This is a genomic window from Stenotrophomonas sp. SMYL20 (genome assembly GCF_036320045.1).
GTDB classification, from domain to species: Bacteria; Pseudomonadota; Gammaproteobacteria; order Xanthomonadales; family Xanthomonadaceae; genus Stenotrophomonas; species Stenotrophomonas maltophilia_A.
In genome coordinates this window covers 28,895-46,919 of sequence record NZ_JAWIRT010000026.1, presented here as the reverse complement: position 1 = coordinate 46,919, position 18,025 = coordinate 28,895, and the positions used below count along the sequence as shown (strand labels likewise).

Annotated in this window: 15 protein-coding genes and 1 riboswitch; of the genes, 6 read left to right on the top strand and 9 right to left on the bottom strand. The window is 67.2% G+C overall.

The features are described 5' to 3' along the window. Positions 1-100: 100 nt before the first annotated feature. Positions 101-2,617 (bottom strand): prolyl oligopeptidase family serine peptidase, encoded by a 2,517-nt coding sequence (locus tag V3B48_RS17825; RefSeq protein WP_180860672.1) that lies wholly within the window; start codon positions 2,615-2,617, stop codon positions 101-103. Between the two features lie 120 nt (positions 2,618-2,737). After that, a riboswitch (S-adenosyl-L-homocysteine riboswitch) is annotated at positions 2,738-2,821 on the top strand. Positions 2,822-2,857: 36 nt separating this feature from the next. On the opposite strand from V3B48_RS17825, the gene ahcY reads away from it, so the two are divergent. The 3 genes from ahcY to V3B48_RS17810 all read left to right on the top strand — a co-directional run bounded on the left by ahcY (position 2,858) and on the right by V3B48_RS17810 (position 5,516). Further along, positions 2,858-4,303 (top strand): adenosylhomocysteinase, encoded by a 1,446-nt coding sequence (gene ahcY, locus V3B48_RS17820; RefSeq protein ID WP_014036003.1) that lies wholly within the window; start codon positions 2,858-2,860, stop codon positions 4,301-4,303. A gap of 236 nt (positions 4,304-4,539) precedes the next feature. Further along, on the top strand, positions 4,540-5,013 hold the full coding sequence (ybaK, locus tag V3B48_RS17815; RefSeq protein ID WP_049399794.1) for a Cys-tRNA(Pro) deacylase: 474 nt from the start codon (positions 4,540-4,542) through the stop codon (positions 5,011-5,013). Further along, positions 5,013-5,516 carry a hypothetical protein gene (locus V3B48_RS17810; RefSeq protein WP_329894161.1) on the top strand — a complete coding sequence of 168 codons (504 nt, stop codon included), beginning with the start codon at positions 5,013-5,015 and terminating at the stop codon, positions 5,514-5,516. The genes ybaK and V3B48_RS17810 overlap by 1 nt, the downstream gene beginning before the upstream one ends. Here V3B48_RS17810 and V3B48_RS17805 read toward each other — a convergent pair. Continuing rightward, positions 5,513-6,145, bottom strand: a complete 633-nt coding sequence (locus tag V3B48_RS17805) for an energy transducer TonB (protein WP_329894160.1) — start codon at positions 6,143-6,145, stop codon at positions 5,513-5,515. The two genes, V3B48_RS17810 and V3B48_RS17805, sit on opposite strands and share 4 nt — an antisense overlap. 91 nt (positions 6,146-6,236) lie before the next feature. Further along, positions 6,237-6,794, bottom strand: a complete 558-nt coding sequence (locus V3B48_RS17800; RefSeq protein WP_049461613.1) for a DUF3228 family protein — start codon at positions 6,792-6,794, stop codon at positions 6,237-6,239. A 136-nt stretch (positions 6,795-6,930) separates the two neighbouring features. Between V3B48_RS17800 and V3B48_RS17795 the strand changes: the two genes are divergently transcribed. Next, positions 6,931-8,445 carry an amidohydrolase family protein gene (locus V3B48_RS17795; RefSeq protein WP_329894159.1) on the top strand — a complete coding sequence of 505 codons (1,515 nt, stop codon included), beginning with the start codon at positions 6,931-6,933 and terminating at the stop codon, positions 8,443-8,445. Positions 8,446-8,451: 6 nt separating this feature from the next. Here the strand turns inward: V3B48_RS17795 and V3B48_RS17790 are convergent, their stop codons facing one another. From V3B48_RS17790 to V3B48_RS17780, 3 genes are read right to left on the bottom strand one after another with little or no spacing between them, the layout of a single operon-like run. Beyond that, positions 8,452-9,183, bottom strand: a complete 732-nt coding sequence (locus tag V3B48_RS17790; RefSeq protein WP_100437887.1) for a LytTR family DNA-binding domain-containing protein — start codon at positions 9,181-9,183, stop codon at positions 8,452-8,454. Then, positions 9,180-10,226, bottom strand: coding sequence for a histidine kinase (locus tag V3B48_RS17785; protein ID WP_285301863.1), 1,047 nt, complete (start codon positions 10,224-10,226; stop codon positions 9,180-9,182). Before V3B48_RS17785 ends, V3B48_RS17790 begins: the two co-directional genes overlap by 4 nt. Before the next feature lie 24 nt (positions 10,227-10,250). Further along, positions 10,251-11,177, bottom strand: a complete 927-nt coding sequence (locus V3B48_RS17780) for an alpha/beta hydrolase (RefSeq protein ID WP_121504881.1) — start codon at positions 11,175-11,177, stop codon at positions 10,251-10,253. Positions 11,178-11,380: 203 nt separating this feature from the next. Here V3B48_RS17780 and metF point away from each other — a divergent pair, with 203 nt between their 5' ends. Together metF and V3B48_RS17770 are read left to right on the top strand one after the other, a co-directional pair. Beyond that, positions 11,381-12,208 (top strand): methylenetetrahydrofolate reductase [NAD(P)H], encoded by an 828-nt coding sequence (gene metF / locus V3B48_RS17775; RefSeq protein ID WP_329894158.1) that lies wholly within the window; start codon positions 11,381-11,383, stop codon positions 12,206-12,208. A 40-nt stretch (positions 12,209-12,248) separates the two neighbouring features. Next, the gene (locus tag V3B48_RS17770) at positions 12,249-12,833 is read left to right on the top strand and encodes a DUF4124 domain-containing protein (protein WP_329894157.1); all 585 of its coding nucleotides are present in this window, start codon (positions 12,249-12,251) and stop codon (positions 12,831-12,833) included. 87 nt (positions 12,834-12,920) lie between these two features. On the opposite strand, the gene V3B48_RS17765 is transcribed toward V3B48_RS17770, so the two are convergent. From V3B48_RS17765 to V3B48_RS17755, 3 genes are all read right to left on the bottom strand, one after another. After that, entirely contained in the window at positions 12,921-13,877 is a 957-nt protein-coding gene (locus V3B48_RS17765) for a Nudix family hydrolase (protein WP_329894156.1), read from the bottom strand. A gap of 113 nt (positions 13,878-13,990) precedes the next feature. Further along, positions 13,991-16,723, bottom strand: a complete 2,733-nt coding sequence (gene secA / locus V3B48_RS17760) for a preprotein translocase subunit SecA (RefSeq protein ID WP_032129708.1) — start codon at positions 16,721-16,723, stop codon at positions 13,991-13,993. A gap of 341 nt (positions 16,724-17,064) precedes the next feature. Continuing rightward, positions 17,065-18,021, bottom strand: coding sequence for a M23 family metallopeptidase (locus tag V3B48_RS17755; RefSeq protein ID WP_107432410.1), 957 nt, complete (start codon positions 18,019-18,021; stop codon positions 17,065-17,067). Positions 18,022-18,025 lie beyond the last annotated feature (4 nt).

Here is an 18,025-nt window from a genome sequence, read left to right as displayed (position 1 = left end):
CTCCGCGGCCGCCCCCCCCCCCCCCCCCGGCGCCCCCCCCCCCCCCGGCGCCCCCCCCCCCCCCCCCCCCCCCCCCCCCCCCCCCCACTACCGGGTCACGTCAGCGCTTCTTCTTCGCCTTGCCCTGCTCGGCCGGGCCGATGGTCTGTTCCAGCCAGCGCTCGCTTTCGGCCAGCATGGTCATGATCGACTCGCGTGCACGGTAGGCATGCGATTCGTTCGGCAGCATCACCAGACGCGCGGTGCCACCCAGGCCCTTCACCGCGGCGAACATGCGCTCGCTCTGCATCGGGAACGTGCCGGAGTTGTTGTCGTCCACACCGTGGATGAAGAGGATCGGATCCTTGATCCTGTCGGCGTAGTTGAACGGCGCCATCTTCTGGTAGACGTCCTGCGCCTGCCAGTAGTTGCGCTCCTCGGCCTGGAAGCCGAACGGGGTGAGCGTGCGGTTGTAGGCGCCGCTGCGCGCGATGCCCGCCTTGAACAGGCGCGTATGCGCCAGCAGGTTGGCGGTCATGAACGCACCGTAGGAATGGCCACCAATGGCGATGTGATCGCGATCGGTCACGCCACGGCGCACCACTTCATCCACGGCTGCCTGGGCGTTGGCCACCAGCTGTTCGATGTAGGTGTCGTTCGGCTCCTTGTCGCCCTCGCCGATGATCGGCATCGACGGGCTGGCCAGCACCACATACCCCTTGGCCAGGAACGCCTGCGGGCCCCAGTAGCTGACCGCATTGAAGCGGTACGGCGAATCGGTCACCTGGCTGGCCGCAGCCGCACTCTTGAACTCGCCCGGGTAGGCCCACATCAGCAGCGGCCGCGGGCCGTCGCGCTTGGGGTCGTAGCCCGGCGGCAGCAGCAGGGTCGCGGTCAGGTCGACGCCATCCTTGCGCTTGTAGCGGATCTGCTCCTTCTGCACGCCCTTCAACTGCGGCAGCGGATGCGCGAAGTGGGTCAGCGCACGCGGTGCAGCACCGGCATCGGCCAGCGACTGCACGTAGAAGTTGGCCGGCTCATCCGGGCTCTCGCGGCTCAGCAGCAGCGAGCTGGCCTGGTTGTCCAGCAGCGCCACCGGCAGCGCATAGCTCGGCGCCTGCGAGTGGAACAGGCGGGTGGCCTTGCCCGTGGCGACGTCGAAGCGGTCCACGAACGGACGATCGCCTTCCGGCGATGCACCGGCACCGGCCAGATACAGGCTGCTGCCATCGGCGCTGGTCTGCAGCAGCGAGCGGCCGCGGTCGTCGCTGGACAACAGCGGCCGGCCCGGATCGGAATAGCGGTCCTGCCCGTCTCGATCCCACAGCAGGCGCGGCTCGGCGCCGGCATTGTCCGGGGCAATCAGCCAGGTCCTGGTCTTGCGCGTCTTCCACCACGACTCGGTCAGCAGGGCCAGGTCGCCACGGCCCCAGTTGATGCCCACCAGACGGCTGCCGAGCTGGGCCAACGTGACCGGCGGCTTGTCGAACGGCGCAGCTTGCATCAGCACCGCATCGCGCACCTTGGCCTCCCTGTTCGGGTCGCCGCCGTCCTGGGCTTCGGCCCAGACCAGCGTGGCATCGGCATCACCACGCCAGCTGATATCGCGCACGCCGGTCACTTCAGCGTCGTTGCCGGTCGGCAAACCTTCCACCAGCGGACGCACGGCCACGGTGTGCACCAGCTTGCCGCTGGCACGGTCGATCACTTCAATGCGGCGCGGGAAACTGCTCACCGGCACCACGTAGGAATACGGCCGCTGCACCGGCTGGCGCAGCACGAAGCGGCCATCCGGCGACACCGCAAAGCCCATGAAGATGCCAGCTGCGCCGATCGCGCGGGTGTTGCCATCCAGGCTGACTTCCATCGGCTGGGTGGTGGCGTAGTAATCGAACTGGCGCGCGTCGGCCTCGTTCTTCAGCAGGTCCTGGTAGGTACGGATCGACACCACGCCGCCGCCCTGGCTGGTCTGCTGCACGGCCGGGCCGGTCGGAATGCCGTCGGCGGCCGGGGCCGCACCAAGGTTGGCCGGGCGGGTGAACACCACCAGGCCGCGGCTGTCCGGCAGCCACTGGTAGCCACTGCCGATCACCGTGTTCAGGCCGGCGACCAGACGACGGGCGCTGCCGCCGGCCACATCCACCAGCCACAGTTCATTGGCGCCGCTGGCGGCGTCGACCTGGTTGAAGGCCAGCCACTTCTGGTCCGGCGACCACATCACGCTGGCGATCGACAGCTTGGCCGGCAGGCCGCTGATCTGCCGTTCCTTGCCGTCGGCCACGTTCATCAGCCACAGCTTCTCGCCGAAGCTGAAGCGGCTGTCGGAGAAGGTGCGCGGGTTGATGCGCAGGCCGGCCAGCTTCAGTTCCGGCTGCGCCACCACCTGGATCGATGGCAGCGACGGCATCTGCATCATCGCGGCGACATCGCGGCGTGGCGACAGGTACAGCGAGGGTGCGCGCGGCGCGTCCACCACCGCCTGCAGCGCCGCCGAAGGCAGTTCGTAGCCATTGACGCCCTGGGCCTGTACCTGGGCGGGCTGCGGGGCCGCGGCCCAGGCCAGCGGGGCCACCGCCAGCAATCCCATCGACAGGACCAGGCCGGTCCAGCGCCGTGTGCGGCGCGCGTGCATGCTCATCGTTCCACCTGTGTGATGCGTGAAAACACCGACCTTAACAGGCCGTGCACGCCGCCCCATCTGCCGATGGTTGGGTCATCCGGATGTCATGCCGGGGCCGCGATATAATGGGGGTTCTCCCCTGCCGAGGGGCGCTGCGACCGGATCCCATGAGGCCCGGCCAGGCTCGGTAAGGTGGCTTTGTAACAACGGCGCCCGGCTAGATGCGAGCACCCGCTCGCCCACAACCGGAGCACACGAATGAACGCTGTTGCCAAGACCTTCTCCACCGAAGGTGATTACAAGATCCGCGACATCACGCTGGCCGACTGGGGCCGCAAGGAACTGGACATCGCCGAGCACGAAATGCCGGGCCTGATGTCGATCCGCCGCAAGTACCAGGCCGAGCTGCCGCTGAAGGGCGTGCGCGTGACCGGCTCGCTGCACATGACCATCCAGACCGCGGTGCTGATCGAGACCCTGAAGGACATCGGCGCCGACGTGCGCTGGGCCTCGTGCAACATCTTCTCGACCCAGGACCACGCCGCTGCCGCCATCGCCGCCACCGGCACCCCGGTGTTCGCCTGGAAGGGCGAAACCCTGGAAGAGTACTGGGACTGCACCCTGGACGCGCTGACCTTCACCCTGGCCGACGGCACCCTGACCGGCCCGGAGCTGGTGGTCGACGACGGTGGTGACGTGACCCTGCTGATCCACAAGGGCTACGAGCTGGAAAACGGCAGCGACTGGGTCAACACCGCCTCTGCCTCGCACGAAGAACAGGTCATCAAGAACCTGCTCAAGCGCGTCGCCAAGGAGCGCCCGGGTTACTGGGGCCGCGTGGTCAAGGACTGGAAGGGCGTCTCCGAAGAGACCACCACCGGCGTGCACCGCCTGTATCAGCTGGCCCAGGCCGGCACCCTGCTGATCCCGGCGATCAACGTCAACGACTCGGTCACCAAGAGCAAGTTCGACAACCTGTACGGCTGCCGCGAGTCGCTGGCCGATGGCCTGAAGCGCGCGATGGATGTGATGCTGGCCGGCAAGGTGGCCGTGGTCTGCGGCTACGGCGACGTCGGCAAGGGCTGTGCGGCCTCGCTGCGTGCCTACGGCGCGCGCGTCATCGTCACCGAGATCGACCCGATCTGCGCCCTGCAGGCGGCGATGGAAGGCTATGAAGTCAACACCATCGAATCGACCCTGGGCCGTGCCGACCTGTACGTCACCACCACCGGCAACAAGGACATCATCCGCATCGAGCACCTGAGCGCGATGAAGGACCAGGCCATCGTCTGCAACATCGGCCACTTCGACAACGAGATCCAGGTCGATGCGCTGGTGTCGTTCGCCGGCATCAAGCACGTCAACATCAAGCCGCAGGTGGACAAGTACATCTTCCCGAACGGCAACGCGATCTTCCTGCTGGCCGAAGGCCGCCTGGTGAACCTGGGCTGCGCCACCGGCCACCCGAGCTTCGTCATGTCCAACAGCTTCGCCAACCAGACCCTGGCACAGATCGACCTGTGGGCGAACAAGGACAGCTACGAGAAGAAGGTCTACCTGCTGCCGAAGAAGCTGGACGAAGAAGTGGCCCGCCTGCACCTGGAAAAGATCGGCGTGAAGCTGACCACCCTGAGCCAGGAACAGGCCGACTACATCGGCGTGCCGGTGGAAGGCCCGTTCAAGCCGGACCACTACCGCTACTGATGCCTGCGCGGTGCCGGCCAGCGGCCGGCACTACCGGTGCATGCAACACACGGAACGGGCGCCTTCGGGCGCCCGTTCTGCGTTCGCGTGTGGCCGTACACCACGTATCCACGCATGGCGTGGATATCCCCCAGCCAACCCACAGTAGATCCACGCCATGCGTGGATGTTCCCCACCGGAGCGGGAACAATAGCCTCGGTCAAGGCAACACCCCTGCCCCGCGCTAGGATGCCCCCATGACTCCGGCCATCAACCTGCTCAAGCGCGAGAAGATCGCCCACACCGTGCGCAGCTACGTGCACGATGCCCACGCCGAATCCTATGGCGGCGAAGCCGTCGACAAGCTCGGCCTCGACCCGGCCCAGGTGTTCAAGACCCTGCTGGCCAGCACCGAGACCCACGAACTGCTGGTAGCGATCGTGCCGGTGGCCGGCCAGCTGGACCTGAAGGCGCTGGCCGAAGCGGCCGGCTGCAAGAAGTGCGAAATGGCCGCGGCCGATGCCGCACAGCGCGCGACCGGTTACCTGGTCGGTGGCATCAGCCCACTCGGGCAGAAGAAGCGCCTGCGCACCTTCCTGGACGCCAGCGCGCAGGCATTGCCCGCGCTGCATGTCAGCGCCGGTCGCCGCGGCCTGGAAGTGGAACTGGCACCGGCCGACCTGCTGCGGCTGACTGCCGGCCACTACGCTGCCATCGGCAAGTCACGCTGATGCGCTGGCCGTGGTCTGCAGCGCCGATACCCCGGCTCGACGATGCACAGGCCGATGTGCTGCTGCAGGACCTGTTGTCGCGCGATGCAACGCGCATCGCCGATGCCGCGCGTACGGTCGCTCGGCTGTTCAGCGCCTCATCGTTGGACGCGCTGGTCGCGCATGTGGATACGATCGAACGCAGCTGCCAAGGCATCGCCCTTGGCGGCATGCTGATCAGCAACCAGGCGCACCTCAAGGCGGCCCTGCAACGGCTGCGCTACTGGCAGGCACGCGAAGGCTGCCTGTGCGCGCTCTACCCATCCTATGTGTTCTTCAGCCCCGAGCCGCTGCTGGAACAAGGTCACGTGCAGCTGCGTGCACGGGGCGAAGCGGAGGACGGCTGGGGCGAATGCTACCGGCTGACATGCACCTGCTGCGCGCAGCAATGGAGCGCGACCGAGCGCGAATACCACTACACCTGGTGGGAGTGGAAGCCCGAGCCCGCCCTGCAGACGCCTTAGTTGAGCTTGAACGTGACCGTGCCGCGTATCAGGCTCATGCTTGGTGCCTTGCCTGCCGCTTCACGCTCGTAGCGCCAGTCACGCGCGTGCTTGAGCGCCGCCGCATCGAGCAGCGGGTAGCCGCTGGATCGGGACAGGATGATCGCCTGGGTCTTGCCCTGCGCATCCAGCAGCAGCATCAGCTCGACACCTCCCTGCTGGGCCTCGCGCATGGCGGCCGCAGGATACGTCGGGACCGACGAAAGTCGCCGCTGGTGCCAGCCTCCTTCCCGGGCAATCAAGGGCGTGCTGGAAGAGAGTGGGCAACGCGCAGGCATCTGCAGGTCGAAGCCTGCAGCCCCTTGCAAAGGCCGGGTGGTGGCTGGCGCACTACAGGCGATCGCCGACACGCTCTGCAGCAACGACTGCTGACGCGAAAGCGCTGCAGCGTCATCCGCTTCCACATGGAACGTGCAGCGCCCCGACGTTGCCTGCGCCTGCAGTGAACCCACGCCGGCATCGCGGATCGGCGTCACGTCGGACAAAGCACCACAGGCAGCGCCTGCATCGTATTTTGCTGCAGAGCCCTCACACGCGGCCAGCAGGCCTGCGGCGACCCATGCGAACGGCATCCAACTGCGAACATCCATCCCTGTGCTCCCTGCGTTGATCCACCCCCATGGTAGCGCCCCGCTGCAATCTTCCCTGTTCACATGCCGACTGTCCGGCCGCAGCGTGGGCTCACGGCCGCCAGTTGGCGTTGTTCTCCCAGAACGCGACGGAGCGCTGGTAAGCCTCGCGATCCAGCGGCACACCGGAACCGCCCTCCTCCACGCCCAGTGCATTGCGCATCATGGTGATCGGTGCCATCGGCACTTCCTCGGGCTCGGAGGTATAGATGCAACCGACGATGCCCCAGTCGGCTTCGATCGGTGAACCCTCCTTCGCCAGCTGCCCGGCGCTGTACAGGATTACCACCAGGTAGTTCGCGCGCGGTGATTCCACGCCCTCGAACCAGCGCACCAGCACCGGCAGTTCCTCGCGGTTGCGCGCCTCATAGCCGCTGCGCAGCTGGTGGCGGTTGGCGTCGGTGACCGGCACCGTCAGGCAACGCGTGCTGGTCCAGTTCTCGTAGACGAACAACTTGCAGAACGGGGCGTAGCCGTCGAGTACCTTCAGCGGCGCGTGCGCATTGAGGTGTGCCTCGAACTGCTCGGCAGTGCAATCCTGGATGGTGTTGCCGCGCGGCACGCGCGGGAACAGGCGGGGACGGGCGAAATCGGTGAGGACGATGGACATGGCGTGGCGTGGTCAGGGAATCCGCTGCACAGGGTAACCGCCCCGGCGCCAGGGAGGACGGCATGCCGATGGTCACTGGCATCCCCCGCCCTCTTGCCGCACCCTGCGCGCGACCCACCACAAGGATCGTCGGCTCATGGAAGCAGCACGTGCGTTGCCCCACCCCGTCCGCCGCCGATGGCTGAAGGTGCTGGCCGTCGTCCTGCTGGCACCGCCATTGCTGTTCATCGCCGCCCTGCTCTGGCCGCTGCGTGCACCGCCGCTGCCCGAGGCCGGCGACAACCGGATGATCATCAACGCGCGGGTGGTGGACGTCATGCGCGGCCAAGCCAGCGAACCCACCACGGTCACCATCCGCAACGGCACGATCACCGCCGTCGGCGAAGGCATTGCCGATGAAGCGTTGCCGGTCTTCGACGCCGGCGGCCGCTGGCTGCTGCCCGGCTTCTGGGACATGCACACCCACGCCCTGCAGCTGTCGCCGCAGCTGCAGTTCCCGCTGATGCTGGCCAATGGCATCACCGGCACCCGCGACATGATGGACTGCCCGCAGGCTACCGATCCGCTGATCGCCTGCGTGGCCGACAAGCGCCGCTGGACCGCACAGGCCGTTGCCGGGCAGCAGGTTGCGCCGCGTTTCGTGCAGGTCGCCAGCTTCTACTTTGAAGATCCGTCACTTGCGCCGGAGGCCGCCGCCGAGCGTGCACGCACGTACAGCGCGCGCGGTGTCGACGCGTTGAAGGTCTACAACCAGCTGCGTGCGGACACCTACCAGCGGCTGGCCACGGAGGCGCAGCAGCTGCGCCGTCCGTTGATCGGCCACCTGCCCAAGGCCGTGCCTCTGGACGCCGCGGTGCAGGCGGGCCAGCGCAGCTTCGAGCATGCCCATCTGTTCGTACGCCACTGCTTCGACAACGCGGCAGCGTGGCGCGGCGGTACGCTGGATGGCGAAGATCCGACCGCACTGGCCGAACGCATGGTCGGTGGCTACCAGCCTTCCGTGTGCAATGAGGCGTTCGGCTTGATGCAGGCCAGCGGCGCCGCGTTCGTACCCACCCATGTCACCCGCGAAGAGGATGCGCGTGCGCGCGACCCCGCCTTCATCAACGATCCACGTCTGGCCTATCTCGATCCACTTTCGCGCTGGGCATGGCGCGATGATCTGACGGCCACCACCGAACGCTATCCTGGCCTGCGCGGCGAAGACGCGTTGAAGGCGTACTTCGAGCATGGACTGGCCCTCACCGGTGCCGCGCACCGTGCCGGCGTCAGCGTGCTGGTCGGCACCGATACCGGGCTGGGTGGCTTCCGCTATCACGAGGAACTGCAGTGGCTGCGGCAGGCAGGCCTGAGCCAGGCCGACGTGCTGCGCGCGGCAACGCTGCACGCGGCGCGTCATCTGGAGCTGCAGGCATCGCATGGCAGTGTCGAGGTCGGCAAAGCCGCCGACCTGGTATTGCTCGACGGCAACCCGCTGCAGGACACCGCCAACACCCGTCGTGTGCACGCGGTGCTGCTGGCCGGGCACCTCTACGACCGCTCGCGGCTGGATGCACTGCTCGCCTACGCCCGCGCGCAGGCACGTTCACCGGAGGTGATGGCGCGCCTGCTGTGGGGCTTCATCACCAGCCCGGTCAGTGCCGAGCTGTAGCCGCAACTACAACGCCATCCGCTCGCGCAGTTCACGCGCCTGCCGCCGCGACACCTCCACCTCGCTGCCGTCATCCAGCGCCAGGTCATAACCATCAGCGATGCTGGGCGTCACGCCTCGGATACGGCGCAGGTTGACCAGCGTGTTGCGGTTGGCACGGAAGAACAGATCCGGCGGCAGGCGTGCCTCCAGCGCACTCAGGCTGCGGGTCAGCAACGCGTTCTGGTCGCGGAACCACAGCCGCGTGTAGTTGCCATCCACCACCAGCCGGCGGATCTCCGAGACCGCCACAAACCAGCAGCGTTCGCCCTCGCGCACGAACACCTGGTCCTGCGCGCCCAGCGTGCTGCGCGGCTCCGGCGTTTCGCCCGCCACCACCTCGCGCTGGCGCGCCCGCTGCAACGCTTCCAGCAAGCGCGGTGCCTCGACCGGCTTCACCAGATAGTCCAGCGCATTGGCCTGGAACGCGCGCACCGCGTAGGTGTCGTAGGCAGTAACGAAGATCACCGCCGGCACCGTCTCCAGCCCATCCAGAACATCGAAGCCACTGCCGGAGGGCATCTGCACATCCAGCAGCACCAGGTCCGGCGCCAGTGTGGCGATCGCCTCGCGCGCGGCCGGCACATCGTCGGCCTCGCCCACGCACTGCACCCACGGCAGCGCCGACAACAGCGTGCGCAGCTCCTGCCGCGCCAGCCGCGCATCATCAACGATCAACACGCGCAGCACGCCATTCATTGCGGAATCTCCAGCAGGGCCCGCATGCGGTCGCCGACCGGCTGCAGGATGAAACGACCTTGCGTACCGAGCTGCGCACGCAGGTAGGCCAGGCCGACGCCATGCCCAGGGGTGGGCTCGTTGGCGCTGCCCAGCGGATTATCCACCTGCAGGCGCAGCACGTCATTGTCCAGCGTGGCACGGATCTGCACCTCGCCGCCGCCGGGGCGGCTGGCGATGCCGTGCTTGATCGCGTTTTCCACCAGCAGCTGTAGTGCCATCGCCGGCAACTGCGCCTGCATGGCATCGGCATCGATCTGCCGCCGCACCTGCAGGCGCTGCTCGAAGTGGATCGCCTCGATTGCCAGATAGTCGTCGACCACCGCCAGTTCCTCGGCCAGCGTGACCTGCTCGCTGCGGTTGTGCGCCAGCGCCTGGCGCAGCGTGCGTGACAGGCGGGTGACCATGTCGCGCGCACGCTCAGGATCTTCCAGGATCAGCGCGCGCAGGTTGTTCAGCGCATTGAACATGAAGTGCGGGTTGAGCCGTGCACGCAGCGCATCGCGTTCCAGCGCACTGCGCTCGGCTTCGGCGCGCAGGCGGGCCAGTTCCGCCCCGCGTATCCGGCGCAGGCTGTGCAGGCTTGCCCAAAGCGCTGCCCACAGGGCCAGCATCACCGCAGTGGTGTACCAGTAGAGCAGCAGCGCCTTGGGGCTGAAGTCGGCCGTCTGCCGCCCCAGGCTCACCCAGTTCCAGGCCAGCGCCGAGTGCAGCGCGATGTTCACCAGCAGCTGCGCCACTGCCGCGCCCAATGCCACCGACAGCGCCAGCCGCAGCAACAGCCCGGCCGTTCCGCGCGCCCACCAGTCTGCACGCAGCGCCAGCGCGCGGATGGCACCGCTGCATCCGAACAGGGCCAACGCCAGGCCCAGCGTGATCAACACGCCTGCGCTTCCGGCATCGCTGAAATAGGCTTGGCGCAGGCCGATTCCGGCAACGCCATAGAGCGCCCATACCAGCGCATTGAGCAGCCAGAAGCGTACCGTCGAGGAGGAATCCGGCATGTCCATTCCGAGGCGTGTTGAAACTCAGTGGTGGCGGTCGAGGAAGGCCTGCACCTGTTCCTGCAACCAGCGCGGATCATCCCACATCAGGAAGTGGAAACCCTGCGCGCTCATCGCGATCTGTACGCCCTGCAGTTTCGCGTACTGCGACTGGAACACCGCCCGGGTGCCGTCCTCGGTGCCACCCATCGGCTGGTAGCCGGCCCAGCTGCCCAGCACCAGCGTCGGTGCGGTGATCGAGGCAATGCTGTCACGCAGGTCAGTGGTCATCACCGCATGCATGGCATCGGCCGTGGTCTGGCGATCGCTGTCTTCGCCCCAGCGGCCCAGTTCGGCCTGGCGCTGCGGATCGCGGGTCATCCCCGGCAGGCCCGCCTTCAACTGCGCCTGCCATTGCGCGGCGTCGGCGGCCAGCATGCCCTTGCGCAGCTGGTCGGCCACCGGCCGCACGCTGTCAGCGGTGGCCTTCGGGTCACGCGCGGCCGGCAGGAATGGCAGGGCGTCAACCACCACCAGCGCGCTGACCGCCTTCGGCTCGGCCTGCGCCATCTGCAGGCCCAGCAGGCCACCGAGGCTGTGGCCAACCACCACCACCGGGCCCAGATGCTGGTCATGCAGGTAGGCCAGCAGCTGCCCGCGCATCGCCGGCAGGAACTCGACCGGGCGCGGATCGGCCGCGAGCGCACCGGCAAAGCCGGGCAGCTGCACCAGATGGCACTGCACATCCTTCAGGGCCAGGCAGGTCTCGCGCCACACCTCGGCGCTGCTGTTGAGGCCGGGAATCATCAGCAGCGGGCGGCCCTTGCCGACCACCTCGACCTGCACCTTGCCCGCCGCCGGGGCGCTGGCGGCGTGCGCCGAGCCGGAGCCGAGCACGGCCATCGCCATGCCGATCATCGCCAGCCGGGCCAGCGCCTTCATTGCGTACCAGAGTGCCAGGAAGATCTTCATCGTCTGCTCCTTCATCAGGTGGGTGGTGCCGGGATGGGATCAGCGTGCCGTCGGTCCAGCGCCCCCGGTTGCGATTCCGGAGCAACGGCCGGTCAGCAGGGCGAACGGTCGCGCACCACGGATGACCTGCCCTCACGCTGCAATCGCACATCCATCTTGATGAAGCGATATACTAATCCGCACCCGCCGCCGCTGCCCGTGCCATGACTGCCATCAGCTTCGAGTTCTATCCGCCCAAGACCGACGAACAGCGCAGCCAACTGGACCGCGCCGCGGCCAAGCTGAAGGACTACGGCCCCGAATACGTTTCCTGTACCTTCGGTGCCGGTGGCTCGACCCTGAGCTATACCTCCGAGACCGTGCGCCACCTCAACCAGCACCATGGCTTCGATGCCGCACCGCATCTGTCCTGCGTCGGCGGCACCCGTCAGGAAATCCGCGAGCTGCTCAAGCTGTATCGCGCCATCGGCTGCCGCCGCCTGGTCGCGCTGCGCGGCGATCTGCCGTCGGGCATGGGTTTCCCCGGTGACATGCGCTATGCCGCCGAACTGATCGACTTCATCCGCGCCGAGCACGGCGATGCGTTCCATATCGAAGTGGGCGCGTACCCCGAAACGCACCCGCAGGCTTCCGACGCACTGGCCGACCTGAAGCATTTCAAGGCCAAGATCGACGCCGGTGCCGATGCGGCGATCACCCAGTACTTCTTCAACCCTGATGCCTACTTCCATTTCGTCGACGAAGTGCGGCGGCTGGGCGTGCAGGTACCGATCACGCCCGGCATCATGCCGATCGCCAACTTCAGCCAGCTGCGCCGCTTCTCCGAACAGTGCGGTGCGGAGATCCCGCGCTGGATCAGCCGCAAGATGCAGGCCTATGGCGATGATGCAGAGTCGGTGCGTGCATTCGGCACTGAAGTGGTGGCCAAGCTGTGCCAGCGCCTGATCGAAGGCGGCGCACCCGGCCTGCACTTCTACACCTTGAACCTGGCCAAGCCGACCACTTCGGTGCTGAAGCTGCTGCAGGGCTGAAAGCACGGCGCGCAAGCGTGATCGGCGCTACCCTGCGAGGATGATCCGGCTTTCCTTCCTGCTGTTGCTGCTGCCGCTGTGCGTGCTGTCGAGCGTCGCCCACGCACAGTCCACGCGCCTGAACCGCTGCACCGATGCCCAGGGCCAAAGCGTCTACACCGACCGGCCCTGCGACAGCCTGGGCGCGCGGTCGCGGTTGCCACCGCCTGCGCCCGCCGGCAATACCCTGCAGCGCGACACCCTGGGGGCACGCTGCCCGCGGCGGCTGAGTGAACTGGTGGACGCGCTGCGCGTCGGCATCGTCAGCAACGATGTGAATCGGCTGTCCTCACTGTATCTGTGGGGCGCGGTTTCCGATGCGGGCGCGCAGCGCATCCTCGGCCAGCTGGAATCGTTGGCGCGGCGGCCCCTGGTGGACGTGGTGCCGGTGTATCCGTCACAGGCGCTGCAGCAATCGCAGGATGAGGATCAGAGCCCTGCCGCGCTGGGGTCCGACCCTGTGGCCTCTGTGGCGCGGCATCCCATCGGCCTGCGCTTGGAGCAGACTTTGCCCGGCAGCGCGTCGCGCGCGTCGACGGTGCTGGGGTTGCGGCGGCAGTACGGGTGTTTCTGGATCACGCTGTGATCGCGAGCATCCATCCACGCATGGCGTGGATCTACTGCCTCCATCCCACACGGTAGCGCCGGGCCATGCCCGGCGAGCGAAGCAGCCTTACTCCAGCCACAGCGCGCGGATGGCGGCGATGCCCTGCCCACCATGGCGACGCGCTTCGGCGATGTGACCGCGGCCCATGCCGCCCAGGGCGTAGATTGGCAGTGACACCTGCGCGCGCAGCTCGGCGAACGCGTTCCAGCCCAGCGGCACGGCATCGGGATGACTGGCCGTGGCCTGCACCGGGCCCAGCACGGCGAAGTCGCAGCCCAACCGCTGTGCGGCCTGCAGCTGCTGCAGGTCATGGCAGGACGCGGCCACCAGCTGGCCTTCGGGCAGCGGACGCTGCGACAACTCCAGCAGCTGCTCGCTGCCCAGGTGCACCCCAACGCCCAGTACGCGCGCGCGTTCGATATCGCGGTTGAGCAGCCACTGCACCCCGCTGCGACGATGCGTGCGCACGGCCTGTTCGACCATCGCCTGGCGCTGCGGATGTGCCGTCGGCAACCGCAGCTGGATGCGCTGCTGGCCCGCCGCCACCACACGCTGCAGCTGCTCATGCCAGTGCTGCACGCCGTCGGCGTCATCGGCCGGCGCCGGGGTGATCAGGTAGCTGTCGGGTTGGCGCAGCGCGGCCACCACCGGCAGATCGGCCGGTGGCATCGAATAGCGACCCAGTTTGTCCGGCGCCACCCAGGTAATGGCCTGGCCCTCGCGGCCACGTGGCGTCCCCTTCCAGCTGCGCACGTGGCGCACTTCCAGGGTCAGGTACTTGTCCGGGTAGCGCTGCGGCACATCCATCAGCCATTCGCCGACATCGGCTTCGATGCCCAGTTCCTCGCGCAGCTCGCGAACCAACGCCTGCTCGGAGGTCTCGCCGGATTCGCGCTTGCCGCCGGGGAACTCCCACAGGCCGGCCATGTCGCGGTTCTCGGTACGACGGTTGAGCAGCACGCGGCCACGGGCGTCGGTGATGACGGCGGCCACGACGTGGATCGATCGGGTGGGGGGAGCCATGGGGGAAGCATGCCCAGAACAGGGCGGCCCGCGCAATCTCGGATCGGGCCGGATCAGCCCCGCGAAACAGCCGCCATGAAAAAAGAGCCCCGCTTTCGCGGGGCTCTTCGGGGTCAGCTCAGCTGGCCGTGGCAGTGCTTGTACTTCTTGCCACTGCCGCACGGGCATGGATCGTTGCGGCCGATCTTCGGCTCATCGCGCTGCGCCTGTGCAATGCCCTGCTGGGCAGCCTGCACCTGCGCGGCTTCCTCGTCGGCGCTGTAGCCGCCCACGTCCTGGTGCTGGAACTGCGACTGGCTCAGGCGCGCTTCGGCCTGCTGGCGTTCGGCCGCTTCCAGCGCCTGCACTTCCTCGTCGCTGCGGATGCGCACGCGCGACAGCAGGGTCACCACTTCGCGCTTGACGTTCTCCAGCATGTCCGAGAACAGCTCGAAGGCTTCCTTCTTGTATTCCTGCTTCGGCTGCTTCTGCGCGTAACCACGCAGGTAGATGCCCTGGCGCAGGTAGTCCATGCGCGCCAGGTGCTCCTTCCAGCTCTGGTCCAGCACGGTCAGCATCACGTGCTTCTCCAGCGCGCGCATGGTTTCCTCACCGACACCGGCTTCCTTCTCGGCGAAGTGCTGGTTGACGCGCTCCTGCACCTTGGCAGCGATGGCTTCGGCGTCCAGCTCTTCGTGCGACTTGACCAGGTCGGTCAGCGACATCTGCAGGCCGAAGTCCGACTCCAGGGTCGCTTCCAGGCCACGCAGGTCCCACTGCTCGTCGATCGAGTTCGGCGGCACGAAGCGGGCCACCACGTCGAAGATCACGTCGTCGCGGATGCCGTCGACGTTGTCCTTCACCGACTCGGCGTCCAGCAGTTCATCGCGCTGTGCGTAGATCACCTTGCGCTGGTCGTTGTTGACGTCGTCGAAGTCCAGCAGGTTCTTGCGGATGTCGAAGTTGTGGGCCTCGACCTTGCGCTGCGCCTTCTCGATCTGGCGGCTGACCAGGCGGTCCTCGATGACGTCGTCTTCCTTCATGCCCATCATGCGCATGGCCTTCTGCACCCAGTCGGAGGCGAAGATGCGCATCAGGTTGTCTTCCAGCGACAGGTAGAAGCGGGACGAACCCGGGTCACCCTGGCGGCCCGAACGGCCGCGCAGCTGGTTGTCGATACGGCGCGATTCATGGCGCTCGGTACCGACGATGTGCAGGCCGCCGGCAGCCTTGACGGCCTCGTGGCGCTTCTGCCAATCGGCCTTGACCGCGGCCTTCTGTTCGTCGGTCGCGCCTTCGCCCAGCTCGTGGATTTCCGCTTCCAGCGAACCGCCCAGCACGATGTCGGTACCACGACCGGCCATGTTGGTGGCGATGGTGACCGCGGCCGGACGACCGGCATTGGCGACAATGGTCGCTTCGCGGTCATGCTGCTTGGCGTTGAGCACTTCGTGCTTCACGCCGGCCTTGCGCAGGTGCTCGGACAGCATTTCCGAGGTTTCGATCGAGGTGGTACCCACCAGCACCGGCTGGCCACGCTTGGCGCACTCTTCGATGTCGGCCAGCACCGCATTGAACTTGCCCTTGCGGTTCAGGAACACCTGGTCCGGGCTGTCCTTGCGGATGGTCGGGCGGTTGGTCGGGATCACCACCACTTCCAGGCCGTAGATGCTCTGGAACTCGAAGGCTTCGGTATCGGCCGTACCGGTCATGCCGGACAGCTTCTTGTACATGCGGAACAGGTTCTGGAAGGTGATGCTCGCCAGCGTCTGGTTCTCGCGCTGGACCGGCACGCCTTCCTTCGCTTCCACCGCCTGGTGCAGGCCATCGGACCAGCGGCGGCCGGACAGGGTGCGGCCAGTGAACTCATCGACGATGACCACTTCGCCATCGCGCACGATGTAATCCACGTCACGCTGGTAGATCGCGTGCGCGCGCAGCGCGGCGTTCAGGTGGTGGACCACGGTCAGGTTCTGCGGCGCGTACAGGCCTTCGGTCTCGCCGTCGAGGATGCCGGCCTCGACCAGCAGCTGCTCGGCGTGCTCCATGCCCGCTTCGGACAGGTGCACCTGCTTGCCCTTCTCGTCGACCCAGAAGTCGCCTTCGCCGTCTTCCGCTTCCTGCTTGACCAGGTTCGGCACGACACGGTTGACGCGGATGTACAGCTCCGGGGAGTCGTCGGCCGGGCCGGAGATGATCAGCGGGGTACGCGCTTCGTCGATCAGGATGGAGTCGACTTCGTCGACGATGGCGTAGTGCAGGCCGCGCTGGTAGCGGTCGGCCTTGGACAGCGCCATGTTGTCGCGCAGGTAGTCGAAGCCGAATTCGTTGTTGGTGCCGTAGGTGATGTCCGAGGCATAGGCTTCGCGCTTGTCGCTGTGCGGCATGCCCGGGTACACCACGCCCACGCTCAGGCCCAGCCAGTTGTACAGCTTGCCCATCTGCGCGGCGTCGCGGCGCGCCAGGTAGTCGTTCACGGTGACCACGTGCACGCCCTTGCCTTCCAGCGCGTTGAGGTACACCGGCAGGGTCGCCACCAGGGTCTTGCCTTCACCGGTGCGCATTTCTGCGATCTTGCCCAGGTGAAGCACCATGCCGCCGATCAGCTGCACGTCGTAGTGGCGCATGCCCAGCACGCGGCGACCGGCTTCGCGGCAGACCGCGAACGCTTCCGGCAGCACCTTGTCCAGGGCTTCACCGTCGGCGATGCGCTGCTTGAACTCCGGCGTCTTGGCCTGAAGCTGCTCGTCGGAAAGCTTCTCGATCTCCGGCTCCAGCGCATTGATCTTGGCGACGATGCGGTTGAGCTGGCGCAGCTGTCGTTCGTTACGACTGCCAAATACGCGGGTAAGCAGGCTGTTGATCATTGAAGGAACCGGGTTGGATGGACACGACGCCCGGCCTCCCCCTTGGGATCCGTCCGCCGCAAACGAAACAGGGCGCCTGGCGCCCTGTCGATGGCAACACCCATTGTAGCTTGGGACGGCCGCAAGGGGTTTCAACCCTTTGGCGGCAATGGCATCCGAACACTCCCGGTAGTGCCGGCCGCTGGCCGGGTACGCGTCAGCGCATGCGCGCTGGCGCCCCCACGCTTCGCTGCGCGAACCGTGAGCCCCACTTACCTCGCTTCCACACCCCCGCGCCTACGGCGCTGCCCCCGTACTCCGGGGGCGGTAGTGCCGACGGCAGCCGGCACCTCAATGGGGCATCAGCCGCGGCTGACGCGGCCGACCGGCGTGTTGCCGCCGTCGCCGAGGAACTTGCGCGGGTTGACCACGTTGCCGTTCTCCCACACCTCGAAGTGCACGTGGGCGCCGGTCGAACGACCGGTGGAACCGGCCTTGGCCACTTCCTGCCCGGCACGGACCAGGTCGCCGACCTTCACCACCAGGCGCGAATTGTGCGCGTAGCGGGTGACGTAGCCGTTACCGTGGTCGACGTCGACGACGTTGCCGTAGCCGCCCTTCACGCCGGAGAAGCTGACCACGCCTTCGGCCACGGCCATCACCGGGTCACCGACCCTGGCGTGGAAGTCCATGCCCTTGTGGGTGGCGGCACCGCGGCCGAACGGGTCGGCACGGGTGCCGAAACCGGAGGTCACGTAGCTGTTGCGGATCGGCATGCGCGAGGGCACGGCGTTCTGCTGCAGCTGGTGGTCGAACATCAGCGATTCCATCACCGACAACTGGCGGCCTGAAGCAGCGAAGCGCTGCTCCAGCACCTGTAAGTCGGCGTTGACGTCCTTGACCGGGATGTCGCTGGTCGGGCCGCCGGCGTCGCCGTCACCGAGACCGGGGGTCTCGTTGAAGTCGAACTCGCCGTCTTCCAGCTTGCCCATCTGGGTCAGCCGTTCGCCGAGGGCGTTGAGGCGGGTGGCCTGGGCCTGCAGCTCGCCGAGGCGGGCCGCCAGCGCGTTGACCTGGGTCTGCGCATCGCGCTTGACCTTGGCCAGCTCTGCATCCTGGCGCTCGACCTTGGCCTGCAGGCGGGAATCATTCAGCGCGCTGGCGCCAATGCCGCCGGCAAGGCCGATAATGCAGCCTACCCCGAGCACGCTGCCCAGCAGGGCGCGGGGGCGGTCCTCGAAATAGAACCGCAAACGCGCGATCGGCGACGCTTTGGCCTGTCCTTCACGCGTTTTGATTACGATCTTTTTGAATGCCATCAGT